We start from the raw sequence: 25903 nt of genomic DNA, 5'->3' as shown, positions 1-25903 counted from the left end.
AAGAACAGGCAAAAGCCATGAGCGAAAACCACAACGCGGTCGATATCGTTCCGATCAAGCGCCCGGTGCGCTGGCATATTTTCGTCTTTATGCTGCCGGCGATCATCGTCTATTCCGCCATCATGGTCCTGCCGCTCATCGAAACGCTCCGGCTTTCACTCTACAATACGATCGACGGGCAGCCGGCCTTCGTCGGCCTTGCGAATTTCGAGGTTCTGTTCGGCGATCCGCGCTGGGCGCATGATTTCTGGAACGCGCTGGTCAACAACCTTGTCTTCTTCGTCATCCACATGTGTGTGCAGAACCCGATCGGCGTGGCGCTTGCCGCCCTGCTTTCGGTGCCGAAGCTACGCGGCGTCGCCTTTTACCGCACGGCGATATTCCTTCCGACGCTGCTCTCCTTCGTGATCGTCGGCTTTATCTGGAAGCTGATCCTTTCGCCGATCTGGGGCGTGGCGCCCTGGATGCTCGATCTCATCGGGTTGAAATTCCTGTTCGCGCCCTGGCTCGGCAAGCCCGGCTCGGCGCTGATTGCCGTGTCGCTTATCTCGAATTGGCAATATATCGGCATTCCGATGATGCTGATCTATGCCGCATTGCTCAGCATCCCCGAAGAGGTGATCGAGGCGGCCGAATGCGACGGCATCACCGGCTGGGCGCAATTCTGGAAGATCAAGCTGCCGCTCATCCTGCCGGCGATCGGCATCATCTCGATCCTGACTTTCGTCGGCAATTTCAACGCTTTCGACCTGATCTACACCGTGCAGGGCGCCCTCGCCGGGCCTGACATGTCGACCGACATTCTCGGCACGCTGCTCTACCGCACATTCTTCGGTTTCCAGCTTCAGCTCGGCGATCGCTCGATGGGCGCGACGATCGCCACGGTGATGTTCCTCATCATCCTCGCCGGCGTCTCGCTTTATCTCTTCGTCATCCAGCGGCGCATGCGTCGCTACCAATTCTGAGGAGCGGGCATGTCCAAGGCACGCACATCTCCCATTCGCACCGGCCTCATGCATCTGGCGCTTGGCGCCTATACGCTGGTCGCGCTGTTTCCTGTTTTCCTGACCATCGTCAACTCGTTCAAGGATCGCGCCTCGATCTTCCGCGAGCCGCTGATGGTGCCGACGCCGTCAACCTTCAGCCTCGTCGGCTATCAGACGGTGCTCGGCCAGGGCGATTTCGCCAATTATTTCCAGAACAGTTTCATCGTGACGATAGTCTCGATCCTGCTGGTGCTGCTCTTCGGTGCGATGGCGGCTTTCGCGCTCTCGGAATATCGCTTCCGCGGCAATATGCTGCTCGGTCTCTACATGGCGATCGGCATCATGATCCCGATCCGTCTCGGCACGGTGGCGATCCTGCAGGGCATGGTGGCGGCGGGTCTCGTCAATACGCTGACGGCGCTGATCCTCGTCTATACCGCGCAGGGCATACCGCTGGCGATTTTCATCCTGTCGGAATTCATGCGCACGGTTTCGGACGATCTCAAGAATGCCGGGCGCATCGATGGGCTTTCCGAATATGCGATCTTCTTCCGGCTGGTGCTGCCGCTAGTGCGGCCAGCCATGGCGACGGTCGCGGTCTTCACCATGATCCCCATCTGGAATGATCTCTGGTTCCCGCTAATTCTGGCGCCCTCCGAGGCCACCAAAACGGTCACGCTTGGCTCGCAGATCTTCATCGGCCAGTTCGTCACCAACTGGAATGCGGTGCTGGCCGCACTATCGCTGGCGATCCTGCCGATCCTCGTCCTTTACGTCATCTTCTCGCGGCAGCTGATCCGCGGCATCACGTCAGGAGCCGTCAAGTGAGCCAATCCGATAAACCGATCCGGGTCCTCGTTGCCGGCCTCGGCAATATGGGCCGCAGTCATGCGCTCGCCTATCACAACAATCCAGGCTTTGAGATCGTCGGTATGGTCAACCGCTCGACGCCGAAGCTGGAACCCGAGCTGCAGGCCTATACGATCCATCCCGATTTTACGACGGCGCTCGCCGAGCTGAAGCCGGACCTCTGCTCGATCAACACCTATTCCGACAGCCATGCCGATTATGCCGTCGCCGCCTTCGAGGCTGGCTGCGACGTCTTCGTCGAGAAGCCGCTGGCGACCACCGTCACCGATGCCGAGCGCGTCGTGGCGGCCGCCAGGAAGGCAGGCCGTAAGCTGGTGATCGGTTATATCCTTCGCCATCACCCTTCCTGGACGAGGCTGATCGAAGAAGCGCGCAAGCTCGGCCCGCCTTATGTCTTCCGCATGAACCTCAACCAGCAGTCCAGCGGCCCGACCTGGGCGACCCACAAGTCGCTGATGCGCACGACCTCGCCGATCGTTGATTGCGGCGTGCATTACGTCGACGTGATGTGCCAGATCACCGATGCCAGGGCTGTCGAGGTGCGCGGCATGGGGCTGCGGCTGTCGGAGGAGATCGCCGCCGACATGTATAATTACGGTCAGCTGCAGGTGCTGTTCGAGGACGGTTCGGTCGGCTGGTACGAGGCCGGTTGGGGGCCGATGATCTCGGAGACCGCCTTCTTCGTGAAGGATGTGATGTCGCCGAAGGGCGCAGTGTCGATCGTCATGGATCCGACCGCCAAGTCCGACGATATCGACACTCATACCAAGACCTCGGTGATCCGTCTGCATACCGCCGAAACCGGCCCGGACGGCAAATTCATCCGGCCCGACCAGGACATGAGGATGACGGGCGAGCCCGGTCATCAGGCGCTCTGCGACCTGGAACAGGCCTTCGTGCTGAGGGCGATCCGTGAGGATCTGAACCTCGATCGCCATATGGCGGATGCGGTGGCGTCGCTGCGCATCTGCCTTGCCGCCGACGAGAGCGTGCGTACCGGCCAGCCGGTCAGATTGTAAGGGAAAATCAGTGGGATCGCTTCAACTCAAATCCATCCGCAAGACCTATGGCACGCATGAGGTGCTGAAAGGCATCGACCTCGAGGTCGAGGACGGCGAATTCGTCATCTTCGTCGGGCCGTCGGGCTGCGGGAAATCGACGCTGTTGCGTAGCATCGCTGGCCTCGAAGACGTCACCTCGGGCGCTGTCGTCATCAACGGCCGAGATGAGACGCTGACGCCGCCGGCCAAGCGCGGCATCGCCATGGTATTCCAATCCTATGCGCTTTATCCACATCTGACGGTCAAGGACAATATGGGGCTCGGCCTCAAACAGGCCGGCACCGCCAAGGACGAGATCGAAAGGCGTGTCGGCAAGGCGTCGGGCATGTTGTCGCTGGAGCCCTATCTGGCGCGCCGGCCGGCGGAGCTTTCCGGCGGCCAGCGCCAGCGCGTCGCGATCGGCCGCGCCATCGTGCGCGAACCGGAACTTTTCCTGTTCGACGAGCCGCTATCGAACCTCGATGCGGCGCTACGCGTCCAGACCCGGCTCGAAATCGCCCGGCTGCACCGCAGCCTGAAGGCGACGATGATCTACGTCACCCACGATCAGGTCGAGGCGATGACGCTTGCCGACAAGATCGTCGTCTTGAACGCGGGCGCGATCGAGCAGATCGGTTCGCCGATGGAACTCTACAAACGACCGGCCAATGTTTTCGTCGCCGGCTTCATCGGCTCGCCGCAGATGAACTTTATTGCGGCGGAGAAGGTTGGCGATCACAGCGCCAAGACGATCGGCGTGCGTCCCGAACACATGACGCTGTCGCGCGAGCAGGGGACTTGGGCTGCGAAGGTCGTGCATGTCGAGCATCTCGGCGCCGACACGATCATCTATCTGGAATCCGACCAGTGCGGCCTGCTGACGGCCCGTCTCTTCGGCGAGCACCAGTACGAGCCGGACGAGATCGTCTATGCGACGCCGGACCAGGCGCATGTGCACCGCTTCGATGTGGACGACCAGGCGATCCGCTGAGCGCATGACAGAATGAAAGCCCTGCCAGCGTGCGGGCTTTTCATTTCCAGTGGCCGTGCGCCGGTTCGGTCAGCCGAGCAGGGGCCGCATGAAGCTACGTTCATAGCTGACGATACTGCGGTTGCGTTTGTCGAGCTCGAAAGCGGCCTGACATTCTGGATCGCTTGCCATGCGCGTACGGTAGTCCTCGTAGGCGGCTAGGCTCGGGAAGGAAAACAATGCAACGGCAATGTTGTTGGCGCCTTCGGATGGCAGGAAATAACCGTGATGGGTGCCGCCCATCCTGTTGACGATCGGAATCCAGAGCCGGGCATATTCCTCGAATTCGGCAAGCTTGTACGGATCGATCACATAACGCAGGTGGCACGTAATCATTGACATATCCCATCGCGTAAAATGCAGTGCGGAGTGCCGCGCGGTTCATTTGATTTGCTCAACTTCTGGCAGCGAGCTTAAAGAGTTCAAGTGCTTTGTGGTGATGGCTGCATCACGTTTGTTGACAATTCGGCAGGACTGAAGTGAAAAAGGCGCCGTTTCGCGGCGCCTTTTGCTTGAGCTGTTTGGCGAACTCAGTCGCGGATGATCAGCAGGTCGGCTGCCATGAAGCGCAGTGTCACGGTTTCGCCGGCCTGCGGCGGGGTGGTGCCCGGGCTGTTGAACATGTCGAAGGAGATGACGTTTCCGCCGACATTCATGCGGGTGCGGATGACCGACCCCAGGAAGTGGGCCGAGACGACGTGACCGGTCAGCGCAGTATCGCTTCTGACGCTGTCGGAGAGCGAGCCGGCCTCCGGGCGCAGCGCCAGCGAGATGGTTTCGCCGGCCTTGTGGGCTGCGACCGACTGTTTCAGCGTGATGTTCTGATCGCCGATCTGGATGCGGTTGGCATCGGGGTCGACGACCTTGGCCTCGATGAGGTTCAGCGTGCCGACGAAAGAGGCGACGAAGCGCGTTGCCGGCGCATTGTAGATCTCGAACGGCGAACCGATCTGGTCGGCTTTGCCGGCATTCATGACGACGATGCGGTCGGAGATCGACAGGGCCTCTTCCTGGTCATGGGTGACGAAAACAGTGGTGATGCCGAGCTGCTGCTGGATCTGACGGATTTCCTCGCGCAGCGACACGCGGATCTTGGCGTCGAGTGCGGAGAGCGGCTCGTCGAGCAACAGTACCTGTGGCTTGACGGCAAGCGCGCGGGCAAGGGCGACACGCTGCTGCTGGCCGCCCGACAGCTGATAGGGAAAGCGGTCGGCCAGGTGATCGAGCTTAATCAGGCCGAGCATTTCCTTGACGCGGGCATCGATCTCAGGCTTCGGGGCGCCGGCGACCTTGAGGCCGAAGGCGACATTGTCGTGCACCGTCATGTTGGGAAAAAGCGCGTAGGCCTGGAACACCATGCCGATATTACGCTGGTTCGGCTTCAGCGCGCTCTGATCCTTGCCGTTGATGGTCAGCGTACCGCCGGTCGGCGTTTCGAAGCCGGCGATCATGCGCAGGACGGTCGTCTTGCCACAGCCGGACGGTCCGAGGAAGGAGACGAATTCACCTTTCTCGATGTTCATGTTGAAGTTTTTGACGACCTGAACCGGGCCGAAGGATTTTTGAATGTTGGTCAGCGTGAGAAAAGACATGAGCCAATTACCTTAAGCCTTTGCCGGGCGGGCTTTGCCGAAGCGGGAAACGAGGTTGAGCAGGCCCATGCTGAGCCAGGTGATCGAGAAGGCGATGACGGCGAGCGCCGAAGGCTCATAGGCCTTGTTGGCGCCGACGAGCTGCAGGTAGGGGCCGAAGGCCGGACGGTTGAGCAAGGCAGCGAATGTGAACTCGCCCATGACGATCGCAAGCGTGATGAAGGCGCCAGACAGCACGCCGCTCATGACGTTCGGGAAAATGCACTTGAACATGATGGTCGTCCAGCGGGCGCCGAGGCTCTCAGCGGCTTCCGTGAGGGTGCGGACGTCGATGGCGCGCATGGCGGTATCGACGGCGCGGTACATGTAGGGCAGCGACAGTGTGATGTAGGAGAAGACCAGCAGGATGTTGGTGCCGGTCGTCGAACCCGTCAGCGGTAGGTAGGACGATGAGTTGTACATCCTGAGGTAACCGAAGACGATGACGATCGCCGGAATGACCAGCGGCAGCAGCGTGATGAATTCGACGACCGGGCGCATCTGCGGCAGGCGCAGCCGCACCCAATAGGCCGTTGGAACGACGAGCAGCATGCCGAAGACGATGGTCAAAAGTGCCATCATCATGGAATAGCCGAAGGTCTCGCGGAACTGGGCGTCCGAGAAGACCGACTGATAGGCGTCGAGGCTGTATTCGCCGCGGCGCATGCGCAGCGAAAACTCAATGGTGCCGATCAACGGAATGATGAAATAGGACGCGCCCAAAATAATGGCGATCCAGGCTCCGAGACGTTGCGCTTTCATTTCTGCCACCGTTCGGCGCGCATGCGCAGCATGAGGTACAGGACGTTGGAGACGCCGGTGATGACGATCATTCCGAGGGCGATGGCGTAGCCGAGGTTGGCATTGTGCAGAACGTCGCCGCGGATCTGTGCATAAAGAAGGATCGGTACGATGTTCAGCGAGCTGCCGGTCAGCGCGAAAGCGGTGGCAATGGCGCCGAAGGCGTTGGCGAAGAGCAGCAGCGTCGTGCCAAGCAGGCTTGGCCAGAGGATCGGGAGCGCCACCATCGTCCAGTACTGGCGGTTGGTGGCGCCGAGGATTTGCGAGGCTTCGCGCCATTCCTTCTTCATACCGTCGAGGGCAGGCGTCAGGATCAGCACCATCAGCGGGATCTGGAAATACATATAGGTGATAGTGAGGCCGACGAAGGACAGCAGGTTGAAGCCGGTGCCGTACAGATTGAAGCCAAACCATTCCCGCAGGAAGATCGTTACAAGGCCGGTGCGGCCGAGCGTTGCCAGAAAGGCGAAGGCAAGCGGCACGCCGGCGAAATTCGAGGCGACGCCGGAGAAGGTCAAAAGGGTCGAGCGGACGGAGGCGGGCAGGCCACCAAGCACGACGGCCCAGGCGAGGAAAAAGCCGATCAACGCACCGCCGAGAGCCGACGCCACCGAGACACGGATACTGATCCAGTAAGCGCTCATGATCGAGGGGGTAAAGAGATCGCCGATATTCTTCAGCGTGAGGTTGCCCTCGGGGGTCAGGAACGCGCCCGCCACAAGATAAAGCGTGGGGATGATCAGGAACAGCAGGGAGAAGATAATGAAGGGTGCAATGCCCAGCCAGTCGATCACGCGATCTCTGTTGATCAAGGGGGCACTGCTCACCATAGGCGTTGAAACCGTGCTCATGGAAAAAGCTCATCCTGGGGCGTCGGAGTGAGAAAACCTCCCCGCCTATGCGGCGGGGAGGCAGGATCAGAGGTTACTTGACGCTGGCGCCGACCACGGAATCCCAGTTCTTGGTGATGGTTTCCTTGCCGGCGGCCTGCTCTTCGAGCGTCGGGAAGACGGCCTTTTCGTAGGCTGCTGCCGGCGGCAGCTTGTCGAGCAGGTCCTTCGGGATCTTGTTGTTCTTGGCAAGATCGTTGAAGCGGATCGGGTGGCAATAGCCCTTCAGCCAGCCGAGCTGACCCTCGTCGGAATAAAGGTATTCCATCCAGAGCTTGGCAGCGTTCGGATGCGGAGCGAAGGCAGAAATCGCCTGGACGTAGACACCGGCAACGACGCCCGTTTTCGGAACGACAACCTCGAACGGAGGGTTGCCCTTGAGGCTCTGGCCCCAGGAGAGCGCGTTGTAGTCCCAAGCGACGATGATCGGCGTTGAGCCCTGTGCGAACGGAGCCGCCTTGCCGACAACAGGCACGAAATTGCCGTTCTTGTTCAGTTCGGCGAAGAATTTCAGGCCTTCTTCGCCCGCCTTGGCCGCGTCACCGCCGGATGCGGAAAGACCAGAGGCATAGACGCCCTGGACAGCCTGGTTGGCGCTGCGCGGATCGCCGGCCAGCGCGACGCTGTTTGCGTAATCGCTCTTTTTCAAGTCGGTCCAGTCGGCCGGCGATTCCTTGACGAGATCCTTGTTCACGAGGAACGAGAGAACGCCATAATAGTCGCCGTACCAGTAGCCTTCGGCATCCTTGGCCGAGTCCGGGATCGAATCCCAGGTGGAAACCTTATAAGGCTGAATCAGGCCGTCTTTCTTGGCAGACGGACCGAAGGAGAGACCGACGTCGATGACGTCAGGAGCCTGCGGGCCGGTGTTGCCCTTGTTCGCCTTGATGGCTTCGACTTCGTCGCCCGACCCTGCGTCCGGGTTCAGTTCGTTGACCTCGAGGCCATACTTGGCCTTGAAGCCGGCAATGACGTCGCCGTAGCCGCACCAGTCGTGCGGAAGAGCAATCGTCGTCAGAGTGCCTTCCTTCTTGGCGGCGGCGATCAATTCAGCGCTCGGCTCGGCGGCGGCAATCGCGGTAGAAGCCACGATCATCGCAGTAGAGAGCGACAGAAGTCGAGAAATGTTAGAGATCACTGTTGTTCTCCTTCGGGTTTTCAGTGTCTGGCGATGCTGTTAATGAGCTTACATGAAGCTTGTGTGACGGCTGGATGACGTTAATTTTCTATGGATAGCAGGCGTTTGCGACACGTGTTTTATTTGCGACGGCACTGCTTTGTTTCCGCGAAAATCCGTCCTTGTTTTTTCTCTGTTTTAGTCTTGTCCTCCTAACCCGGTTTGCGGAAAAGCTTGGTTTGCTCGAACAAGCCCTCAAGCGTCTTCATGCGCTCCTTCGTCTCGTCCCAGGTCGAATTCTGAACGGCCTCGATCAATGCTTCGACGATGAACAGGGTGACGACGGAGGAATCCCAGGCCGACGGCGCCTCGATCCGGACGCGGAAGGCATGCCGGGCCAGCTTGGCGGCCGGCGAGCCCCACTGGTCGGTGAAGACAACGATTTCGGCGCCGCGTTTGCGGGCGGCGGTGGCGAGGCTCACCATCTCCTGCTCATAGCGGCGGATGTCGAAGATGATCAGGATGTCGCCGGCGTTCATGTTGAGGACATATTGCGGCCAGCTGCTGGAATTCGACGACAGCAGCGTCGTTGCAGGACGGATCACCTGCATGTGGGTGAAGAAATACTCGGCAAGCGCGCCGGTGATGCGGCCGCCGACGAAATAAAGGCCGCGCTTGCGGTCGGAGAGTAGCGAAGCGACACTGTCGAAGGTCGCGGTATCGAGATCACTCAGCGTTTGGCGCAGATTGCCCATGATGGCATCGGCGAAACGATTGAGGATATGAGTACCCGGCGCATTTTGAGCCCAGCGATCATGCTTGGTGATCGGGTTGGAGATCGTCGCCTCGAGCTCCAGATGCAGATGCGCCTGAAAGTCCGGATAGCCTTTGAAGCCGAGCTTCTGAACCATGCGCACGACGGTCGGCGTCGAAACGCCGGCATTCTCGGCGATCGTGGTGATGCTGCCGAGACCGGACACCGGATAATTGTCGAGAAGGCTTTCGGCCAGTTGCTTTTCGGCACGCGTCAACACCCCGAAATGCGAGTGTATGACGTCCGAAACCGTCTTCGACGCAACTGTCACGTGACTATGCTCCCCGGGATGGTCTGGCGCCACTTTCCCACTCAAATTAAGAACGCTGTCATAATCCATGTCAACCACTGTCGTGAAAAGAAATTTTCAGTCGACGCTTGACAGTGATCGAAACCTGAAGAATTCTTTTCTTCATAAGGAATTTGTTAAGGGATAAGGAGTGGCGCCTTTGGTGCTGGCCGGGCCGAAAATCCTCAGCGAAGCGGATGGCGACTGTGTCGGGATCGAGCGCGTCCGTGGCCAGAGCCCGGTGCTGCTAATCTGCGAGCATGCCTCGAATGCGCTTCCGGCGCATTTTGGCGATCTTGGCCTGCCCAGCGAAGCACTCGCGAGCCATATTGCCTGGGACCCGGGCGCCCTTGCGGTTGCCCGCGGCATATCGGAAGGGCTCGACGCGACGCTCGTTCACCAGCGGTTCTCCAGGCTTATCTACGACTGCAACCGGCCGCCCAGTTCACCTGGCGCCATGCCGGAGACGAGCGAGATTTACGCCATTCCCGGCAACAAGGAATTGACCGCCGAAGAACGCCTTGCGCGCACCGACGCGCTCTACGTGCCTTTCCACGACGCGATTCGTGGGCTGATCCGCGATCGCCGGGCGAGGGGACAAGACAGCATCATCGTGACGATCCACAGTTTCACGCCGGTCTATCACGGCCGCGAGCGACCGGTGGAACTCGGCATATTGCACGATGAGGACAGCCGGTTCGCCGACCTTATGCTGAAGGCAGCGGCCGAGGCGCCGCTTTACAGGACAGAACGCAACCAGCCTTACGGGCCCGAGGACGGCGTGACCCACACGCTGATCCTGCACGGGCTTTCGAACGGCTTGCGCAATGTGATGATCGAGGTCCGCAACGACCTCATCGCAGACGATGTCGGCCAAGGGGTCATGGCCGACTATCTAACAGGGCTGCTCCAGCAAAGCCTGGACGCCTGACATAAAAAGAAGACCCGAGGGAGCAGTCTAACTGCGGACGTCCGTACGGCGAGAAGGCCGCGGACAATTTGGCACTGAACCGGCCCGCAATCCCGCGGCCGATCGTGAACAGGGGGAAGTCATGTCGGATTATTCCGAACTGGACAAGAAACAGGATGTGCACATCCTGCATTCCATGGGTTATGCCCAGGAACTCGAACGGCGAATGAGTTCATTCTCGAATTTTGCAGTCTCATTCTCCATTATCTGCATCCTCTCCGGCGGCATCAATTCGCTGGCGCAGGCGACCTCCGGTGCCGGCGGAGCGGCGATCGGCATCGGCTGGCCGCTCGGCTGCTTCGTCTCGCTCGTCTTCGCCATCGCCATGGCGCAAATCAGCTCGGCCTATCCGACAGCCGGCGGGCTCTATCACTGGGGCTCGATCCTCGGCAATCGTTTCACCGGCTGGCTGACTGCCTGGTTCAACCTGCTCGGTCTCGTCACCGTGCTCGGCGCTATCAATGTCGGCACCTACTATTTCTTCATGGGTTCGTTCGGCACCACCTATCTCGGGCTGACGGACACGACGACGGTGCGCATCATCTTCCTCGTGATCATCACCGGCGCGCAGGCGCTCGTGAACCACATGGGCATCGGATTGACTGCGAAGCTGACCGACTTTTCCGGTTATCTGATCTTCGCGAGCTCGATCGCGCTCGCGGTTGTCTGCCTCGCCGCCGCCCCCTCCTATGAGGTCGGACGCCTCTTCACCTTCGCCAACTATTCCGGTGAAGCCGGCGGCAACGTTTGGCCGGCCACGTCAGGAACATGGGTCTTCCTTCTCGGCCTGCTGCTGCCGATCTACACCATCACCGGTTATGACGCTTCGGCTCACACTTCGGAAGAGACGGTCAAGGCTGCCGAATCGGTTCCGCGCGGCATGGTCGCCTCGGTGCTTTGGTCGGCGCTTTTTGGCTACATCATGCTGTGTGCCTTCGTCCTGATGCTGCCGAACATGGACGATGCGGCAAAACAGGGCTGGAATGTGTTCTTCTGGGCGATGGACAGCCAAGTGAATCCCATCGTCAAGGATATTCTCTATTTCGCCATCCTGGTGAGCCAGTGGCTGTGCGGTCTTGCGACGGTCACCTCGGTCTCGCGCATGATCTTCGCCTTCTCGCGTGACGGCGGTCTGCCGGCATCGAAGGCGCTGTCGAAGGTCAGCCCGCAGTACCGCACGCCGGTGGCTGCGATCTGGACCGGCTCGATCCTGTCTGTTCTCTTCGTCTGGGGTTCTTCGCTCGTTTCGATCGGCGACACGCCGGTCTATACAATCGTCGTCGCGTGCACGGTCATCTTCCTGTTCTTCTCCTTCGCGATCCCGATCACCCTCGGCCTGTTCGCTTGGGGCACGTCGAAGTGGGACAAGATGGGCCCGTGGAACCTCGGTGAGGGCGTCTTCAAGCTCTTTGCCGTACTGACTGTCATCGCGATGATCCTGATCTTCGTTCTCGGCATCCAGCCGCCGAACGAATGGGCGCTTTACATCACTGTTGGCTTCCTCCTCGTTACTGCGATCGTCTGGTTCGGCTTCGAAAGCCGGCGCTTCAAGGGGCCGCCGATCGGCGCCGAAGTGGCAAAGCGCCAGGCCGAGATCGCGGCGGCCGAAGCAGCCGTCGGCGAAAGCGGCGAACACTAAAGCGCGGGGCGATCTTTCAGATCGCTCCTCGCACTCTAGGTCTTTGTTTTTCCGCATGTCGTTAGCGCAAAACCGCGGCACACTTTTACGCGACATGCTTTAGGCATCGAGGCTTCCCTCTCAAATGGCGGGGCCGCATCCTGCGGCCCCATCACCGGTTCAACGAAAAGGCATCAGGTCCACATCCGGCCGTGCGCATGCGATTTCGTTGCCCCGATCTTCTCAATTCCAATGTCAGGCGGATCAATCATGAGCAGCAGCTACACAATCGACGATCTCAGGAAGGATGTTGCCGAAGGGCGCATCGATACGGTTCTGGCTTGCCAGGTGGATATGCAGGGCCGGCTGATGGGCAAGCGCTTCCAGGCGGAATTTTTCCTCGAGAGCGCCTGGAAGGAGACGCATAGCTGCAACTACCTGATCGCCACCGACATGGAGATGGAGACCGTCTCCGGCTACAAGGCGACAAGCTGGGAAAAGGGCTACGGCGACTATACGATGAAGCCGGATTTGGCGACGCTGCGCCGTATCCCCTGGCTCGACGGCACGGCGCTGGTGCTCTGCGACATGCTCGACCATCATACCCATGAAGAGGTCGCCCATTCGCCGCGCGCGATCCTGAAGAAGCAGGTGAAGCGCCTTGAGGATATGGGCATGAAGGCCTACATGGCCTCCGAGCTCGAATTCTTCCTGTTCGACCAGAGCTACGAGACGGCGCAGGCGTCCGGCTACCGCAACCTCAAGCTCGCCAGCGCCTATAACGAGGATTACCACATCTTCCAGACCACCAAGGAGGAAGAGGTGATGCGGGCGATCCGCACCGGGCTGCAAGGCGCCGGCATTCCGGTCGAGAATTCCAAGGGCGAGGCTTCCGCCGGCCAGGAGGAAATCAACGTGCGTTACGCCGATGCGCTGGCGATGGCCGACCGGCACGCGATCATCAAGAACGGCTGCAAGGAGATCGCCTGGTCAAAAGGCAAGGCAATCACCTTCCTGGCCAAGTGGAATTACAACGCCGCCGGGAGTTCCTCGCATATCCATCAGTCGCTCTGGAGCCTGGAGGAGAAGCCGCTATTCTTCGACCATACCGGCAAATACGGCATGTCGCCGCTGATGCACAACTACGTGGCCGGGCTTCTCGCCCATGCAAGCGAGATCACCTATTTCCTGGCGCCCTACATCAACTCCTACAAGCGCTTCATGGCCGGCACCTTTGCGCCGACCAAGGCGATCTGGAGCAAGGACAATCGCACCGCCGGCTACCGGCTCTGCGGCGAGGAGACCAAGGGAATCCGTATCGAGTGCCGCGTCGGCGGCTCAGATCTCAATCCCTATCTCGCCTTCGCCGCACTGCTTGCCGCCGGCATCGACGGGATCGAGAACAAGCTCGAACTCGAAGCCCCCTTTGTCGGCGACGCCTATGGCGGCAAGGGCGTTCGCGAAATCCCGCGCACGCTGCGTGCCGCTACGATCGAAATGACGGAATCGGCAATGCTGCGCAAAGCCTTCGGCGACGACGTGATCGACCATTATACCCGTGCCGCCGAATGGGAGCAGGAAGAATATGACCGCCGCATCACCGACTGGGAAGTGGCGCGCGGTTTCGAAAGAGCCTAATAGGCATTTACGGATTGCTTGTCCTGCACCCCAACCCTCTTCCCGTTCTGACGGGGAGAGGGGACGTACCATGCGAGGGGTGGGCTGGGGACGGAGAGGCATCGGCATGCCCCCTTCGCCAAGCGAGCGGAGAGACGGTGCCGGCAGGCGGATGAGGGGCTATGGCCCTCGACGAAATTTTTGATCATACGAGGACGGAAATCGATCATGGCAATGATCCAATGTATTTCACCGGTTGACGGGTCGGTCTACGCCGAGCGCGCCGCACTTTCTCTCGATGCCGCCAACGACGTGGTGGCGCGGGGCCGCAAGGCGCAGAAGGCTTGGGCGAAACGGCCGCTCGAAGAGCGCGTGCAGCTGGTGCTGAAGGGTGCGGCGCGGCTGAACGAGATGTCAGATGTCGTCGTGCCGGAGCTTGCCTGGCAGATGGGCCGGCCGGTCAAGTATGGCGGCGAATATAAGGGCTTCAACGAGCGCTCGAATTATGTCGCTTCGATTGCGGCGGATGCATTGGCGCCTGTTGTCGTCGAGGAGAGCGAGCGTTTCGAGCGCCGCATCGAACGCGAAGCGCATGGTGTCGTCTTCGTCGTCGCGCCGTGGAACTATCCCTATATGACGGCGATCAACACGATCGCACCGGCGCTGATGGCCGGCAATACGGTGGTGCTGAAACATGCCTCGCAGACGCTGCTGGTCGGCGAGCGGCTGGTTCAGGCCTTCGTCGAGGCCGGCGTTCCCGATGACGTGTTCCAGAACGTCTTCCTCGACCATCAGACGACGTCGGCGCTGATTGCCGCCGGCAGCTTCAATTTTGTCAATTTCACCGGATCGGTCGAAGGCGGACGCTCGATGGAGCGGGCAGCCGCCGGCACCTTCACCGGCCTCGGCCTCGAACTCGGCGGCAAGGATCCGGGTTACGTGATGGAGGACGCCGATCTCGAGGCTGCCGTCGATACGCTGATGGACGGCGCGACCTATAATTCCGGCCAATGCTGCTGCGGCATCGAGCGCATCTATGTGCATGAATCGCTCTATGACGCCTTCGTCGAGAAGTCGGTCGCCTGGGTGTCGAATTACAAGCTCGGCAATCCGCTCGATCCCGATACCTCGCTCGGGCCGATGGCGCATAAGCGCTTCGCCAAAGTGGTGCGCGAACAGATCGCCGAAGCGGTTTCCAAGGGTGCCAAGGCGCTTGTCGACCCTAAGCTTTTTCCGCAGGATGACGGTGGCGCTTATCTGGCACCGCAGGTTCTCGTCGATGTCGACCATTCCATGGCCTTCATGCGCGAGGAGACCTTCGGTCCGGCGGTCGGCATCATGAAGGTGAAGAGCGACGAGGAGGCACTCGCTTTGATGAACGACAGCCAGTACGGACTGACGGCCTCGCTCTGGACCGGCGATGTCGAGCGGGCAGCGCGGCTCGGCCGCGAGATCGAAACCGGCACCGTTTTCATGAACCGTGCGGACTATCTCGATCCGGCGCTCTGCTGGACCGGCGTCAAGGAGACCGGCCGCGGCGGCTCGCTGTCGATCATCGGCTTCCAAAATCTCACGCGTCCGAAATCCTTCCATCTGAAGAAAGTCACAGCATGAGCAGCAACATCACCGCAAACTGGAGCTACCCGACATCGGTCAAGCTCGGCCGGGGCCGCATCAAGGAACTGGCCGACGCCTGCAAGAGCCTCGGCATCAAAAAGCCGCTGCTCGTCACCGACCGCGGCCTCGCCTCGATGGCGATCACCAAGAACGCGCTCGATATTCTCGAGGATGCCGGCCTCGGCCGGGCGATCTTTGCCGATGTCGACCCGAACCCGAACGAGAAGAACCTCGATGCCGGCGTCAGGGCTTTCAAGGATGGCGGCCATGACGGCGTCGTCGCCTTCGGCGGCGGCTCCGGCCTCGACCTTGGCAAGTGCGTCGCCTTCATGGCCGGCCAGACGCGGCCAGTCTGGGACTTCGAAGATATCGGCGACTGGTGGACGCGCGCGAGCCTCGAGGGCATCGCCCCGATCGTCGCCGTGCCGACAACGGCCGGTACCGGTTCGGAGGTGGGGCGCGCCAGCGTCATCACCAATTCGCAAACGCATGTGAAGAAGATCATCTTCCATCCGAAGTTCCTGCCTGGCGTCGTCATCTCCGATCCGGAACTGACGGTCGGCATGCCGAAGATCATCACCGCCGGCACCGGCATGGATGCCTTCGCTCATTGCCTGGAGGCCTATTCCTCGCCCTTCTATCACCCGATGTCAGCCGGTATCGCGCTTGAAGGCATGCGGCTTGTCAAGGAATTCCTTCCGCGCGCCTATAGAGAGGGCACCGATCTCGAAGCCCGCGCCAACATGATGTCCGCTGCCGCTATGGGCGCGGTCGCCTTCCAGAAGGGGCTCGGCGCCATTCATGCGCTGTCGCACCCGATTGGCGCCGTCTACAACACCCATCACGGCATGACCAATGCCGTCGTCATGCCGGCGGTGCTGCGCTTCAATCGCAAGGCGATCGAGGAGAAGATCGGGCGCGCCGCTGCCTATCTCGGGATCTCGGGCGGTTTCGACGGCTTCTACGATTATGTGCTGAAACTCCGCTCCGAGCTCGGCGTGCCCGAGACGTTGTCGGCGATGGGAATCGCGGCTGACCGGATCGACGAATTGTCGGCGATGGCGATCGAAGATCCAAGTGCCGGCGGCAACCCGGTTGCACTGACGCTCGAAAATACCAAGGCCCTTTTCAGGGATTGCTTCTGACCATAACAGCGGACCTTCAGACTGGCCCGGAAGCTATTGGCTTCCGGGCTTTTTTGTCTTTTTTGTACTGGCGGCATCCGTGCTTCAAGTCTTGGCCCGATGCATATTGTTGTCCCAACACCGCTGAACACTTTTGGGCGACATGCATGAATTTTAGGGATGTGAAAAATACCAACTGCAATTTCGGCGGGCGTGTTCGGGATTTGTTAACCATGATTGTAAAGAATGGATTAACCGCACGATGCTCCGACGGTGCGTAAAAGAGCGATTCCGGCTCGCGCCATTTCCTTCCGAGGACCGAACATGCCTGTCATTACATTCGCAAATACCAAGGGCGGGGCCGGCAAGACGACCGCTGTTCTGCTGCTCGCCACCGAGTTAGCCCGCAAGGGTTACCGCATCACCATTCTCGATGCCGACCCGCAGCATTGGATTTCGCGTTGGCACGAAATATCGGGTCATGTGCCCAATATTTCGGTGATTGACTTCGTGACAACCGCTTCGCTGCCGCTGCATATCAGCGAGAACAAGCACAATACCGACTATTTCATCGTCGATCTGCCGGGTGCGCGCAATCCGCTGCTTGCCACCGCCGTCGGCCTTTCCGATCACGTGCTGATCCCGATCCAGGGCTGTGCGATGGATGCGCGCGGTGGCGCACAGGTGCTTGAACTGCTCCAGTATCTGGACGAGAAGGCGGGCATCAAGATCGGCCATTCGGTGGTGCTGACCCGCGTCAACTCGATGGTGACGACAAGGGCGCTACAGGTCGTCAAGTCGCTGCTCAGCGAGCGGCATGTTCCGGTGCTGGATACCGCCATCATCGAACGCTCGGCCTTCCGCGACATCTTCGACTGTGGCGGCACACTGCACACGATCGAGCCCACACGCGTCAGCAATCTCGACAAGGCGCGTGAAAACGCCACCTGTTTCGCCGAGGAAATGATGAGCAAGCTGCCGGTCAGGCTGACGGAGTCTGCCCGTATGGCGACGGCGGCCTGAGCATCCTCCTTATGAAACGGAAAAGGCCGTCGGAGTGATCCGGCGGCCTTTCCGTGTGCACCAGATATCCTCAGTCGACGAATTCGACCGTCACGCCCGGCTTGACCATCTTGGCAAGTTCGGTCGCATCCCAATTGGTCAGGCGGATACAGCCATGGCTCTGGGTGCGGCCGATCTTGGAAGGCTCGGGTGTGCCGTGAATGCCGTAGGTCGGCTTCGACAGCGCCATCCAGACGGTGCCGACGGGGCCGTTCGGGCCGGGCGGAATGTTGAGGATCTTGTCGTTGCCGGCCTGCTGGAAATTGATCTTCGGATTATAAGTATAGCCGGGATTGAACGCGACGCGCTCGACCGTGACGGTGCCCGACGGGGAGGGTGTGTCGGTCGAGCCGATCGATGCCGGGTAGGCGGCAATGAGATTGCCGGCGCCGTCATAGGCAAAGACCTGCTTGCGGCCCTTGTCGGCGATGATGCGGGCGACCTCGCCGCTCTTCGGCTCGCCCGGATTGACGACCTTGATGATCGTGCCGGCAACGGTGAAATCGGCGCCGGGGTTCATTTCCTTGAGGAAGGCTTCATCCATGTGGAATCGCTCGGCCAGCATTTCGGTGGTCGAGGAAAAGGCGAGCGACGGCAGCAGCGCCTTCTGCGAATAGTCTTCCGGGATCTGGGCGACGAAGGGGCCGGCGGCATCGGCCGGCGTAATCGTGTAACTGACGACCGGCAGGCCGCCGTTCATGCGCAGCTCTTCGAGAATGGCGTCGGTGTCGTTCGGGTCGAGTCTGGAGCCGGTCATCTGGTCATAGGCATAGACCGACTTGGTGACGTTCGAGCCCATATGGCCGTCAATGACGCCGGGGGAGATGCCGGCGCGATCGAGGAAGACCTGCAGCGCGACGATCTCGGGCTTCGACTTGTTCTTCAGCGTGATGACGGGCTCATCCGGTGCGGCGCTCGGCGCGTCAGCGGGCGGAAGCTGCTGGTCGGGATCGATCGAGGCATAATCGTCGCCGGGCTGCGGATTGCCGATGCTGTTGTCATTGGGATAGGGTTGACCGTCGAGCGGTTGGCGTTCGATCGCCGCATCGCGCGGAATACCGCCGGTGACCGCACCGCGCTCAGAATAACGCGTATCGCCAGAGGCGTTGTCGTCGGCGTAATAGGGATCGTTGCCGTTCTGGTCGGCATAGACCTCGCGCGGACCGGGCCGTGGCGGATAGTAGCCGCGGGCGCGCATCTCGGTGGCGACGACATTGCCATAGGCATCGATCATCACGCGATTGCCGCTGCGGTCGCGGGCATAGATATAGCCGCGGGGGACATAGTCGAGAATTTCGCCGTTCGGCGTAACCAGCACGACATCGCTCTGCCGGCGGTCACGGAACTGCTGCGCGCCTGCCCCCGGTGCTGCAGCCGCGATGGCCGCCAGCACGGCCGCAAGCGAAAATGCCGACTTCAAAAAGCGATTCACGTCTCATACCTCGGAACTGTGACTGGCAGACACACACCTGCGAATTTTGACGCTAGTGTGGAATTTATGAAACCGTGCTGAACAAAATATGAAAATCACTAAGATTTCCTTTTACTCATAAACGTTTGCGTCTCTGTGTCAGTTCCGCAAAATCCATGGTTGCGGCAAAAACACAGGATGGGGACTGCGCCGATTGACGAATGACGGCGCGAAACCTAACGCTACGGCCGCCGACAACCTCCTGAGGAGACTGCGATGATCGAATTTGCTGCCGCAAGCGGGCCGCGCCTGATGCTGGATGAAACGTCGGTGCTGGATATCGGCGGATGCATCGTCGAAGGCGTCGACATTGCGCCGAAGCGCGCCATTCCCGACGACGGCGATCCGCGAATCGATCACTCGCTCGAAGGCTTCCTGTTCACTTGCGGCCCGGACCATATCCGCCACCGGCAGCCGATTGCCGGCCGGGCCGACGGCAAGGTCTATCCGCTGCACGGATCGGCCTCCGGCCATGCGGCCAAGGTGCTGTGGACGAAGTACGAGAACGGCAATGCCGAATGCCGCGCCGATATCGACATCGCCACTGTCGAGGGACTGCCGCAGCGCATCGAGCGGCTGTGGCGGATCGACGGGGCGACTGGCGAGGTGCAGCTCGAGGACCGGGTCGTCAATACGAGTGATCACACGGTGCCGACCTTCCTGATGTATCACATGAATACCGGGGGCAAATGGCTGGACGAGGGCACGCTGCTTGAAGGCCGGATGCTTGAGAATGGCGGTTTCCCATGGACATTCGGTGAGGAGCCGGGGGGCATCTTCTGCGTTCCGGCGCCAGCGACGGAGGAAGGCTTCGCGGAGATCCGGCTTGGACCGATTGCCGCGATCGGCGGCAGGACGCTCCGCGTGCGCTTCCGCGCCAATACGCTGCCCCATCTGCAGGTGTGGCGGAACCAGAAAGCGCCGGCCCATATCATTGGCATCGAACCGGTCTCGCATCGCGGGGTCTCCCGCGACGAGCTCGAGGCGGCCGGTGAGTTCAACATGCTGGCACCCGGCGAGAGCCGCAGCTATGCGCTGACCTTCGCCTTCCTCTGAGCGAAGTGTTGTTGACGCTCGCGGGCCTCCCGTCGTAGACCTTCAGCCCACGATTTTGAGGAGACAAGACGATGGATATTCGCCAGATTGACGATGAATATTCGGTTTCGGGCCAGATCACGCTTGAAGAACTCGACGAGATCAAGGCGATGGGGTTCAAATCGATCGTCTGCCACCGTCCCGACCATGAGAGCCCCGACCAGACGTCGTTCTCGGTCATCGAGGCGCGCGCCAAAGAGCTTGGTCTCGATATCGCCCATGTGCCGGTTGGACCGATGGGCGTGACCGAGGAAGCCGTGCAGGGCATGGTCGACGCGCTCGACGAATTCCCGCGGCCGATGCTCGGTTACTGCCGCTCCGGCGCCCGCTCGACAGCGATCTACCAGAAGACCCACCATATCCGCGGCTGAGCCCCGTTAACCGCGCCCGTCCCGGCGCCCGATTTTCCGGCGCTGTGCCGCAGCGCCGCCACCTTCCATTCACTCAGGAGACTATGATGAGCATTAAGCGTATCGACGTCGGCGCGCGCATGAGCGGCGCCGTCATTCACGGCAACACTGTCTATCTCGCAGGCCAGGTCGGTGAGGGCGACAGCGTTACCGATCAGTGCAACTCTTCGCTTGCCGAAGTCGACCGCCTGCTGGCTGAAGCCGGCAGCAACAAGTCGAAGATCCTGCAGACGATCATCTATCTCTCCGACATCGCCGATTTTGCCGAGATGAACGCTGTCTGGCAAGGCTGGATCGATCCGGCCAATCCGCCGGCCCGCGCCACCAGCGAAGCCAAGCTCGCTGCGCCAAAATACAAGGTCGAGTTCATCGTTACGGCCGCGATCGACTGAGGTCACTGCGGGATTGCGTGTCGAAGCCGGTGGGGAGACCTACCGGCTTTTTGCTTGCGCGATTTCCGAGAGTGTGCGCGTCGGCGTGATCGCCTCGGGATCGAGTTTGATCTCGATGATCGCCGGCTTACCGCTGGCACGCGCCCGCTCGAAGGCCGGGCCGAATTCCGCCGTTTGCTCCACCGTCTCGCCGTGCCCGCCATAGGCGCGGGCAAGGGCTGCGAAGTCGGGATTGGTCAGGTCGGTGCTGCTGACGCGGCCGGGATATTCGCGCTCCTGATGCATGCGGATCGTGCCGTAGATACCGTTATTGACGACGACCGCGATGATCGCCAGGCCGAAGCGGATGGCGGTGGCGAATTCCTGGCCGTGCATTAGGAAACAGCCGTCGCCGGCAAAACAGATGACCTCTCGCTCGGGAAAGAGCCGCTTGGCAGCGACGGCGGCCGGCAGGCCGTAACCCATCGAGCCGGAGGTGGGGGCGGCTTGAGTGTTGAAGCGGCGAAAACGATGGAAACGATGCACCCAGGTGGCATAGTTGCCAGCGCCGTTGGTGAAGATCGTTTCCGGCCGGGTATTGGCCTCCAGCCACTCCATGATCGGCCCCATATGAACCGGGCCAGGACCTGTCGCTGGCGGCTTCGACCAGGAAAGATAGGCCTGATGCATATGCTTCGTGCGCTCGGCCCAGCGCGGCTCGGCCGGCGCTTCCAGATCGGCGAGCGTTGCGACGAAATCGGCAGGTGCGGCGCAGATGGCAAGATCGGGACGATAGATACGGCCAAGTTCGGATGCGTCGGGATGGATGTGCATCAGCGATTGCTGAGGGTAGGGTATGTCGATCAGCGTATAAGACGAAGACGGCATTTCCGACATGCGGGCGCCGAGCAGGATCAGCAGGTCGCTCTCCTTGATCTCCTTCGCCAGCGCCGGGTTGATGCCGATGCCGACATCGCCGGCATAGCAGGGATGGAGATGATCAAACAGCATCTGCCGGCGGAAGGAGCAGCCGACCGGCAGTCGGAAACGCTCGGCGAAGCCTGCAAAGTCGGCGACGGCGTCGGCATCCCAGCGCGTGCCGCCAAGGATCACCATAGGCCGTTCGGCCTTTAGCAGTCTCACATGGAGATCGTCGATCTGGCGGCGGCCGGGATGCGCCTCGACGCTGACATAATGCTTAGCGCGGGGAGCCTCGACCTCATCGCGCAGCATGTCCTCCGGCAGCGTCAGCACGACTGGGCCGGGCCGGCCCGAGGTTGCGACCGCAAAGGCGCGGGTGACGAACTCGGGAATGCGGGCGGCATCGTCGATCTCGCCCACCCATTTGGCGAATTCGGTGAAGGCGCGGCGGAATTCGACCTCCTGGAAGGCCTCGCGCTCGCGGGCTTCTCGCTGCACCTGGCCGATGAAGAGGATCATCGGGATCGAATCCTGTTTGGCGATATGCAGGCCGGCAGAGGCGTTGGTAGCGCCGGGGCCGCGGGTCACCATGCAGATGCCGGGTTCGCCGGTCAGCCTGCCCCAGCAATCCGCCATCATCGCCGCTCCGCCCTCCTGGCGACAGACGACGACGTCGATCTCGCTGTCGCGCAGGGCGTCGAGAACGGCGAGAAAACTCTCACCGGGCACGCAGGAGAGACGCTTGACGCCGTTCGCCTTCAGCGCCTCGACGATCAGTTGCCCGCCGGTCCTCTTCATGCCTATACCTTCCTCTCGCGCTCGGCGAGTTCCGCCAGAATTTCTTCGCTGTGTTCGCCGAGACGCGGGCTCGGCCTGATGTAAGACAACGGCGTTTCCGACAGCACCACCGGCGTCCTGACCCCGGGGATCACGGTTCCGGCCGCATCCGCAAGGTCAATGCGCAGGCCGCGGGCCTGTACCTGCGGGTCGGCGAACATCTCTTCGATCGTGTTGATCGGGCCGGCGGGAACCGCATTCTCCTCGCAGGCCTTCAGCAGATCCGCCTTCCGCCATTTCAGGGTCTCGGTCGAGATGAGGCTGCGCACCTCGCCGCGATTGGCGACGCGGGCCCTGTTGGTGGCGAAACGCTCGTCGCCGGCGATGGCGTCAAGGCCGAGGATGGTGCAGAGGCGACGGAACTGGCCGTCGTTTCCGACCGCCAGAATGAGATAGCTGTCTGCCGCCGGCACGACCTCATAGGGTGAGATATTCGGATGGGCATTGCCGAGGCGGGTGGGTGCCTTGTCGGAGACGAGGTAATTCATGTTCTGATTGGCGAGCACGGCCGATTGCACGTCGAGCAGGGCCATGTCGACGAGCTGGCCCTCGCCTGACTTGAGCGCGTGGATCAGGGCAGCCTCGATTGCCGAGACGGCATAGATGCCGGTGAAAATATCGGCGATGGCAACGCCTGCCTTCATCGGCTGGCCGTCCGGCTCGCCAGTGATCGACATGAAACCTGACATGCCCTGGACGATGTAATCATAGCCCGCGAGGCTGGCATAGGGGCCGGTCTGGCCGAAGCCGGTGATCGAGCAGTAGACGAGTTTCGGGTTCACCTGGCGCAAGCTGTCGTAATCGAGCCCGTATTTGACGAGGCCGCCGAGCTTGAAATTCTCGATCACTACATCGGCGGTGGCGACAAGGCGGCGGACGAGATCCTGACCTTCGGGGCTCTTCAGATCAGCAGTGATGGAGCGCTTGCCGCGATTGGCGGCGTGGTAATAGGCGGCCGAGAGATTTTCGCCATCGGCGCCTTCGACGAAGGGCGGCCCCCATTGGCGGGTGTCGTCGCCGCCGTCGGGATTTTCGACCTTGATGACATCGGCGCCGAGATCGGCGAGCATCTGTCCCGCCCAGGGACCGGCGAGCACGCGGGCAAGCTCGATCACCCGGATGCCGGCAAGCGGCGGCTTTTTCGTCGTCATATTTCCTCGTCCGTTTCTACGGCGCCAGTGTCGCCTCAGATGTATCGGATACAGGCTTTGAAGCAAAGCGGCGCTCGCGCCAGAGGATGTAGAAGCCCGACGCCATGATGATCATGATGCCGAGCCATTTGACCGCATCCGGAAAGTCGCCGAAAACAAGCCAGGCGAAGATCGTCGCCGAGACGATCTCGAAATATTGCAGCGGCGCCAGCGTCGAGGCCGGTGCTGCACGATAGGCATAGACGCCGAAGATGCCCGCTATCGCGGCCATGGCGCCGACCCCGGCGAGGTAGAACCAGGCGCTGCCTTCAGGCATGACGGGATCGAAGAGATCGGAACCGCTTCCTTCGCCCGCAAAAAGCAGGATGGCGCAGAAGATGAGGCCCCAGATGCCCATCTGGAACTGCATCGCCCAGGGATCTTCCCGGTGCGAGAGGACGCGGGTCATCAGTACGAAGATCGCGATGCAGAGCGCGCTGAGGACGGGCAGGAGCGCGACGTAGCCGACTTCGCTGAAACTCGGCTGGATGATCAGCATTGCCCCGAAGAAGCCGACGCCGCAGGCGGTATAGCGCCGCCAGCCGATCGTTTCCTTCAGGAAAATGCCGCCGAGAATGGTCAGCACGATCGGCTCGACGAAGAAGATCGCAATCGCGTCGGCGACGGCCATATATTTCAGCGTGGTGACGAAGGAGATCATCGAGACCGTTATGATCGCGCCGCGGATGGCATGGAAAAGGCTCTGGCGCCAGGAGAAGTCGGTGAAGCTGCGCCGCCATATGACGATCGGTAGCATGCAGAGCGCCTGTAGGGCAAAGCGGGCGGCGGTGATCTCGGCGGACGGGATCGTGACGACGGCAAGCTTGGCGAAGATGTCGATGAGCGGCGAGACCATTACCGAAAGAAACATCAGCGCAAGCCCTGTGGTCACGTCGGGGTTGGACGATATGGGGCGGGCAGTGGTGTTGCTCATGATGAAATCCTTGTTGCTCAGGATCTGGCCGCTCGGGGTCTGGCGACGGCCTCGTCGCACCAGTCCGCGAAGGCTGCGGTTGCCGCTTCTGCGCCGATCTCGTTCAGCGTCTCATGCCGCATGCCCTGATATATCTCAGTGCTGATACGAGAGAAGCCCCGGGCTTTCAAATGGTTTGACAGCCAGACGATGGCTTTTCCACGCGCCGTCGCCGGGTCTTCACCGCCGCCGACCAGATGGATTGGCATGTGGCGCGGCAGCCGATCCAGATGGCGCTTCTGCGGGGCGCGAAAAGTCAGGTCGAAAAGATCAAGCCAGAGAGAGACCGAGGCGTCGAAGCCGCAGAGCGGATCGGTGATATATTTGTCGACTTCGTCGGGAAGGCGCGAGAGCCAGTCGAACTCGGTGCGGCATCCCGGAATCGACTTTCCCCAGGCGCCGAAGGTGAGTTTCGGCAGGAGGCCGCTCGGCACGTCGGAGCCCTTCAGCATGCGCTCGGCAAGCAGGATCGCCTGGGCGGCGCGGCCGGCGAGACCGACGGCGAAATTCGAATTCCAGACGGCGACGGCGTCGAAATCGACAGGCGCCGTGACGGCGGCATTGAGGGCGATCAGGCCGCCCATCGAATGGCCGAAGAGGATCACCGGCAGGCCAGGATGGCGCAAGGCAGCGTGAGCGCGCATGGCGATGACGTCGCCGATCACTCTGTCGACGCCGTCCCGCCGGGCGAAGCGGCCGATCGGCGCGTCGGGGGCCGTCGTCTCGCCGTGGCCGCGGTGGTCATGGGCATAGACGTGATAGCCGCGCGCCGTCATAGCCTCTGCGAAAGCGCGATAGCGTTTCGAATGTTCGGCGAGGCCGTGCGATATCAACAGGATGCCGCGCGCCGGGCCGGCGGCCTCGATATGGTGATAGGCAAGCGACGCCCCCGGCACGGTGAGCTTTTGCGTTTCAGAAAACATCTGGATCCTCCTTGCAGGAACAGACCAGATCGCACTGCATAATTCCTTAAATCGGAATCGATTTAAGGAATTATGCAGCAGCAATGTGCTGCAGCGTCCTTTGCGCGTCTGAAAAGACGCGCGGCGCTGAAGGCAAATGCAACACCGAGCCTTGAGTTATCCGATAACAAAATGCGGGAACGCTACGATTCAGGGTTGCGGGCTTTCGATCTTCGTGCTTATTTGTTCCTGTATTG

Annotated in this window: 24 protein-coding genes; 13 read left to right on the top strand and 11 right to left on the bottom strand. The window is 61.0% G+C overall.

Translation table 11 applies throughout. The annotated features are described in order from the left end of the window. The first annotated feature begins 17 nt into the window (after window positions 1-17). The 4 genes from J3O30_RS15555 to J3O30_RS15540 are packed head-to-tail and all read left to right on the top strand — an operon-like array spanning window position 18 to window position 3887. On the top strand, window positions 18-965 hold the full coding sequence (locus J3O30_RS15555) for a sugar ABC transporter permease (protein ID WP_207581174.1): 948 nt from the start codon (window positions 18-20) through the stop codon (window positions 963-965). Window positions 966-974: 9 nt separating this feature from the next. Beyond that, window positions 975-1814, top strand: a complete 840-nt coding sequence (locus J3O30_RS15550; protein WP_207581173.1) for a carbohydrate ABC transporter permease — start codon at window positions 975-977, stop codon at window positions 1812-1814. 47 nt (window positions 1815-1861) lie between these two features. Next, on the top strand, window positions 1862-2875 hold the full coding sequence (locus J3O30_RS15545) for a Gfo/Idh/MocA family oxidoreductase (protein WP_246762764.1): 1014 nt from the start codon (window positions 1862-1864) through the stop codon (window positions 2873-2875). 10 nt (window positions 2876-2885) lie between these two features. After that, window positions 2886-3887 (top strand): ATP-binding cassette domain-containing protein, encoded by a 1002-nt coding sequence (locus J3O30_RS15540; RefSeq protein ID WP_207581171.1) that lies wholly within the window; start codon window positions 2886-2888, stop codon window positions 3885-3887. 69 nt (window positions 3888-3956) lie between these two features. Here the strand turns inward: J3O30_RS15540 and J3O30_RS15535 are convergent, their stop codons facing one another. The 6 genes from J3O30_RS15535 to J3O30_RS15510 form a co-directional block, all read right to left on the bottom strand. Beyond that, the gene (locus J3O30_RS15535; RefSeq protein ID WP_003541496.1) at window positions 3957-4262 is read right to left on the bottom strand and encodes an NIPSNAP family protein; all 306 of its coding nucleotides are present in this window, start codon (window positions 4260-4262) and stop codon (window positions 3957-3959) included. Window positions 4263-4456: 194 nt separating this feature from the next. Next, a complete protein-coding gene (locus J3O30_RS15530; RefSeq protein WP_207581170.1) occupies window positions 4457-5518 on the bottom strand; it encodes an ABC transporter ATP-binding protein in 1062 nt (353 codons plus the stop codon). Between the two features lie 12 nt (window positions 5519-5530). Continuing rightward, window positions 5531-6319, bottom strand: a complete 789-nt coding sequence (locus tag J3O30_RS15525; protein ID WP_207581169.1) for an ABC transporter permease — start codon at window positions 6317-6319, stop codon at window positions 5531-5533. After that, window positions 6316-7209, bottom strand: a complete 894-nt coding sequence (locus J3O30_RS15520; protein WP_207581168.1) for an ABC transporter permease subunit — start codon at window positions 7207-7209, stop codon at window positions 6316-6318. The genes J3O30_RS15525 and J3O30_RS15520 overlap by 4 nt, the downstream gene beginning before the upstream one ends. A gap of 73 nt (window positions 7210-7282) precedes the next feature. Next, on the bottom strand, window positions 7283-8386 hold the full coding sequence (locus tag J3O30_RS15515; RefSeq protein WP_207581167.1) for an ABC transporter substrate-binding protein: 1104 nt from the start codon (window positions 8384-8386) through the stop codon (window positions 7283-7285). Between the two features lie 191 nt (window positions 8387-8577). Further along, on the bottom strand, window positions 8578-9450 hold the full coding sequence (locus J3O30_RS15510; protein WP_207581166.1) for a MurR/RpiR family transcriptional regulator: 873 nt from the start codon (window positions 9448-9450) through the stop codon (window positions 8578-8580). A 178-nt stretch (window positions 9451-9628) separates the two neighbouring features. On the opposite strand from J3O30_RS15510, the gene J3O30_RS15505 reads away from it, so the two are divergent. From J3O30_RS15505 to J3O30_RS15480, 6 genes are all read left to right on the top strand, one after another. After that, window positions 9629-10399, top strand: coding sequence for an N-formylglutamate amidohydrolase (locus J3O30_RS15505; RefSeq protein WP_207584345.1), 771 nt, complete (start codon window positions 9629-9631; stop codon window positions 10397-10399). A 121-nt stretch (window positions 10400-10520) separates the two neighbouring features. Beyond that, the gene (locus J3O30_RS15500) at window positions 10521-12077 is read left to right on the top strand and encodes an amino acid permease (protein ID WP_207581165.1); all 1557 of its coding nucleotides are present in this window, start codon (window positions 10521-10523) and stop codon (window positions 12075-12077) included. A 249-nt stretch (window positions 12078-12326) separates the two neighbouring features. Further along, the gene (locus J3O30_RS15495) at window positions 12327-13694 is read left to right on the top strand and encodes a glutamine synthetase family protein (RefSeq protein WP_207581164.1); all 1368 of its coding nucleotides are present in this window, start codon (window positions 12327-12329) and stop codon (window positions 13692-13694) included. A 207-nt stretch (window positions 13695-13901) separates the two neighbouring features. Beyond that, window positions 13902-15287: an aldehyde dehydrogenase family protein gene (locus J3O30_RS15490; RefSeq protein WP_207581163.1), complete on the top strand. Its 1386-nt coding sequence runs from the start codon at window positions 13902-13904 to the stop codon at window positions 15285-15287. Next, entirely contained in the window at window positions 15284-16435 is a 1152-nt protein-coding gene (locus tag J3O30_RS15485) for an iron-containing alcohol dehydrogenase (RefSeq protein WP_207581162.1), read from the top strand. Before J3O30_RS15490 ends, J3O30_RS15485 begins: the two co-directional genes overlap by 4 nt. A 303-nt stretch (window positions 16436-16738) precedes the next feature. Next, window positions 16739-17437 carry a ParA family protein gene (locus J3O30_RS15480; RefSeq protein WP_207581161.1) on the top strand — a complete coding sequence of 233 codons (699 nt, stop codon included), beginning with the start codon at window positions 16739-16741 and terminating at the stop codon, window positions 17435-17437. Between the two features lie 70 nt (window positions 17438-17507). On the opposite strand, the gene J3O30_RS15475 is transcribed toward J3O30_RS15480, so the two are convergent. Further along, window positions 17508-18908, bottom strand: coding sequence for a L,D-transpeptidase (locus J3O30_RS15475; RefSeq protein WP_207581160.1), 1401 nt, complete (start codon window positions 18906-18908; stop codon window positions 17508-17510). 255 nt (window positions 18909-19163) lie between these two features. Here J3O30_RS15475 and J3O30_RS15470 point away from each other — a divergent pair, with 255 nt between their 5' ends. From J3O30_RS15470 to J3O30_RS15460, 3 genes are all read left to right on the top strand, one after another. Continuing rightward, window positions 19164-20003 carry a DUF4432 family protein gene (locus J3O30_RS15470; protein ID WP_207581159.1) on the top strand — a complete coding sequence of 280 codons (840 nt, stop codon included), beginning with the start codon at window positions 19164-19166 and terminating at the stop codon, window positions 20001-20003. A 71-nt stretch (window positions 20004-20074) separates the two neighbouring features. Next, entirely contained in the window at window positions 20075-20413 is a 339-nt protein-coding gene (locus J3O30_RS15465; protein WP_207581158.1) for a TIGR01244 family sulfur transferase, read from the top strand. Window positions 20414-20499: 86 nt separating this feature from the next. Further along, window positions 20500-20844 (top strand): RidA family protein, encoded by a 345-nt coding sequence (locus J3O30_RS15460; RefSeq protein WP_207581157.1) that lies wholly within the window; start codon window positions 20500-20502, stop codon window positions 20842-20844. Window positions 20845-20883: 39 nt separating this feature from the next. Here J3O30_RS15460 and J3O30_RS15455 read toward each other — a convergent pair whose 3' ends face one another. Genes J3O30_RS15455 through J3O30_RS15440 form a run of 4 tightly spaced genes read right to left on the bottom strand, consistent with a single transcriptional unit; the run spans window position 20884 to window position 25667 of the window. Next, window positions 20884-22542: a thiamine pyrophosphate-binding protein gene (locus J3O30_RS15455; protein WP_207581156.1), complete on the bottom strand. Its 1659-nt coding sequence runs from the start codon at window positions 22540-22542 to the stop codon at window positions 20884-20886. Between the two features lie 2 nt (window positions 22543-22544). After that, window positions 22545-23732, bottom strand: coding sequence for a CaiB/BaiF CoA-transferase family protein (locus tag J3O30_RS15450; RefSeq protein WP_207581155.1), 1188 nt, complete (start codon window positions 23730-23732; stop codon window positions 22545-22547). Window positions 23733-23748: 16 nt separating this feature from the next. Further along, window positions 23749-24705 (bottom strand): DMT family transporter, encoded by a 957-nt coding sequence (locus tag J3O30_RS15445; protein WP_207581154.1) that lies wholly within the window; start codon window positions 24703-24705, stop codon window positions 23749-23751. A 17-nt stretch (window positions 24706-24722) separates the two neighbouring features. Next, a complete protein-coding gene (locus J3O30_RS15440; protein ID WP_207581153.1) occupies window positions 24723-25667 on the bottom strand; it encodes an alpha/beta hydrolase in 945 nt (314 codons plus the stop codon). Between the last annotated feature and the right edge of the window lie 236 nt (window positions 25668-25903).

This window comes from Rhizobium sp. NZLR1 (assembly GCF_017357385.1).
GTDB lineage: Bacteria > Pseudomonadota > Alphaproteobacteria > Rhizobiales > Rhizobiaceae > Rhizobium.
Note: the sequence above shows the minus strand (reverse complement) of the source record. Positions and strands in the feature narration are given on the sequence as shown.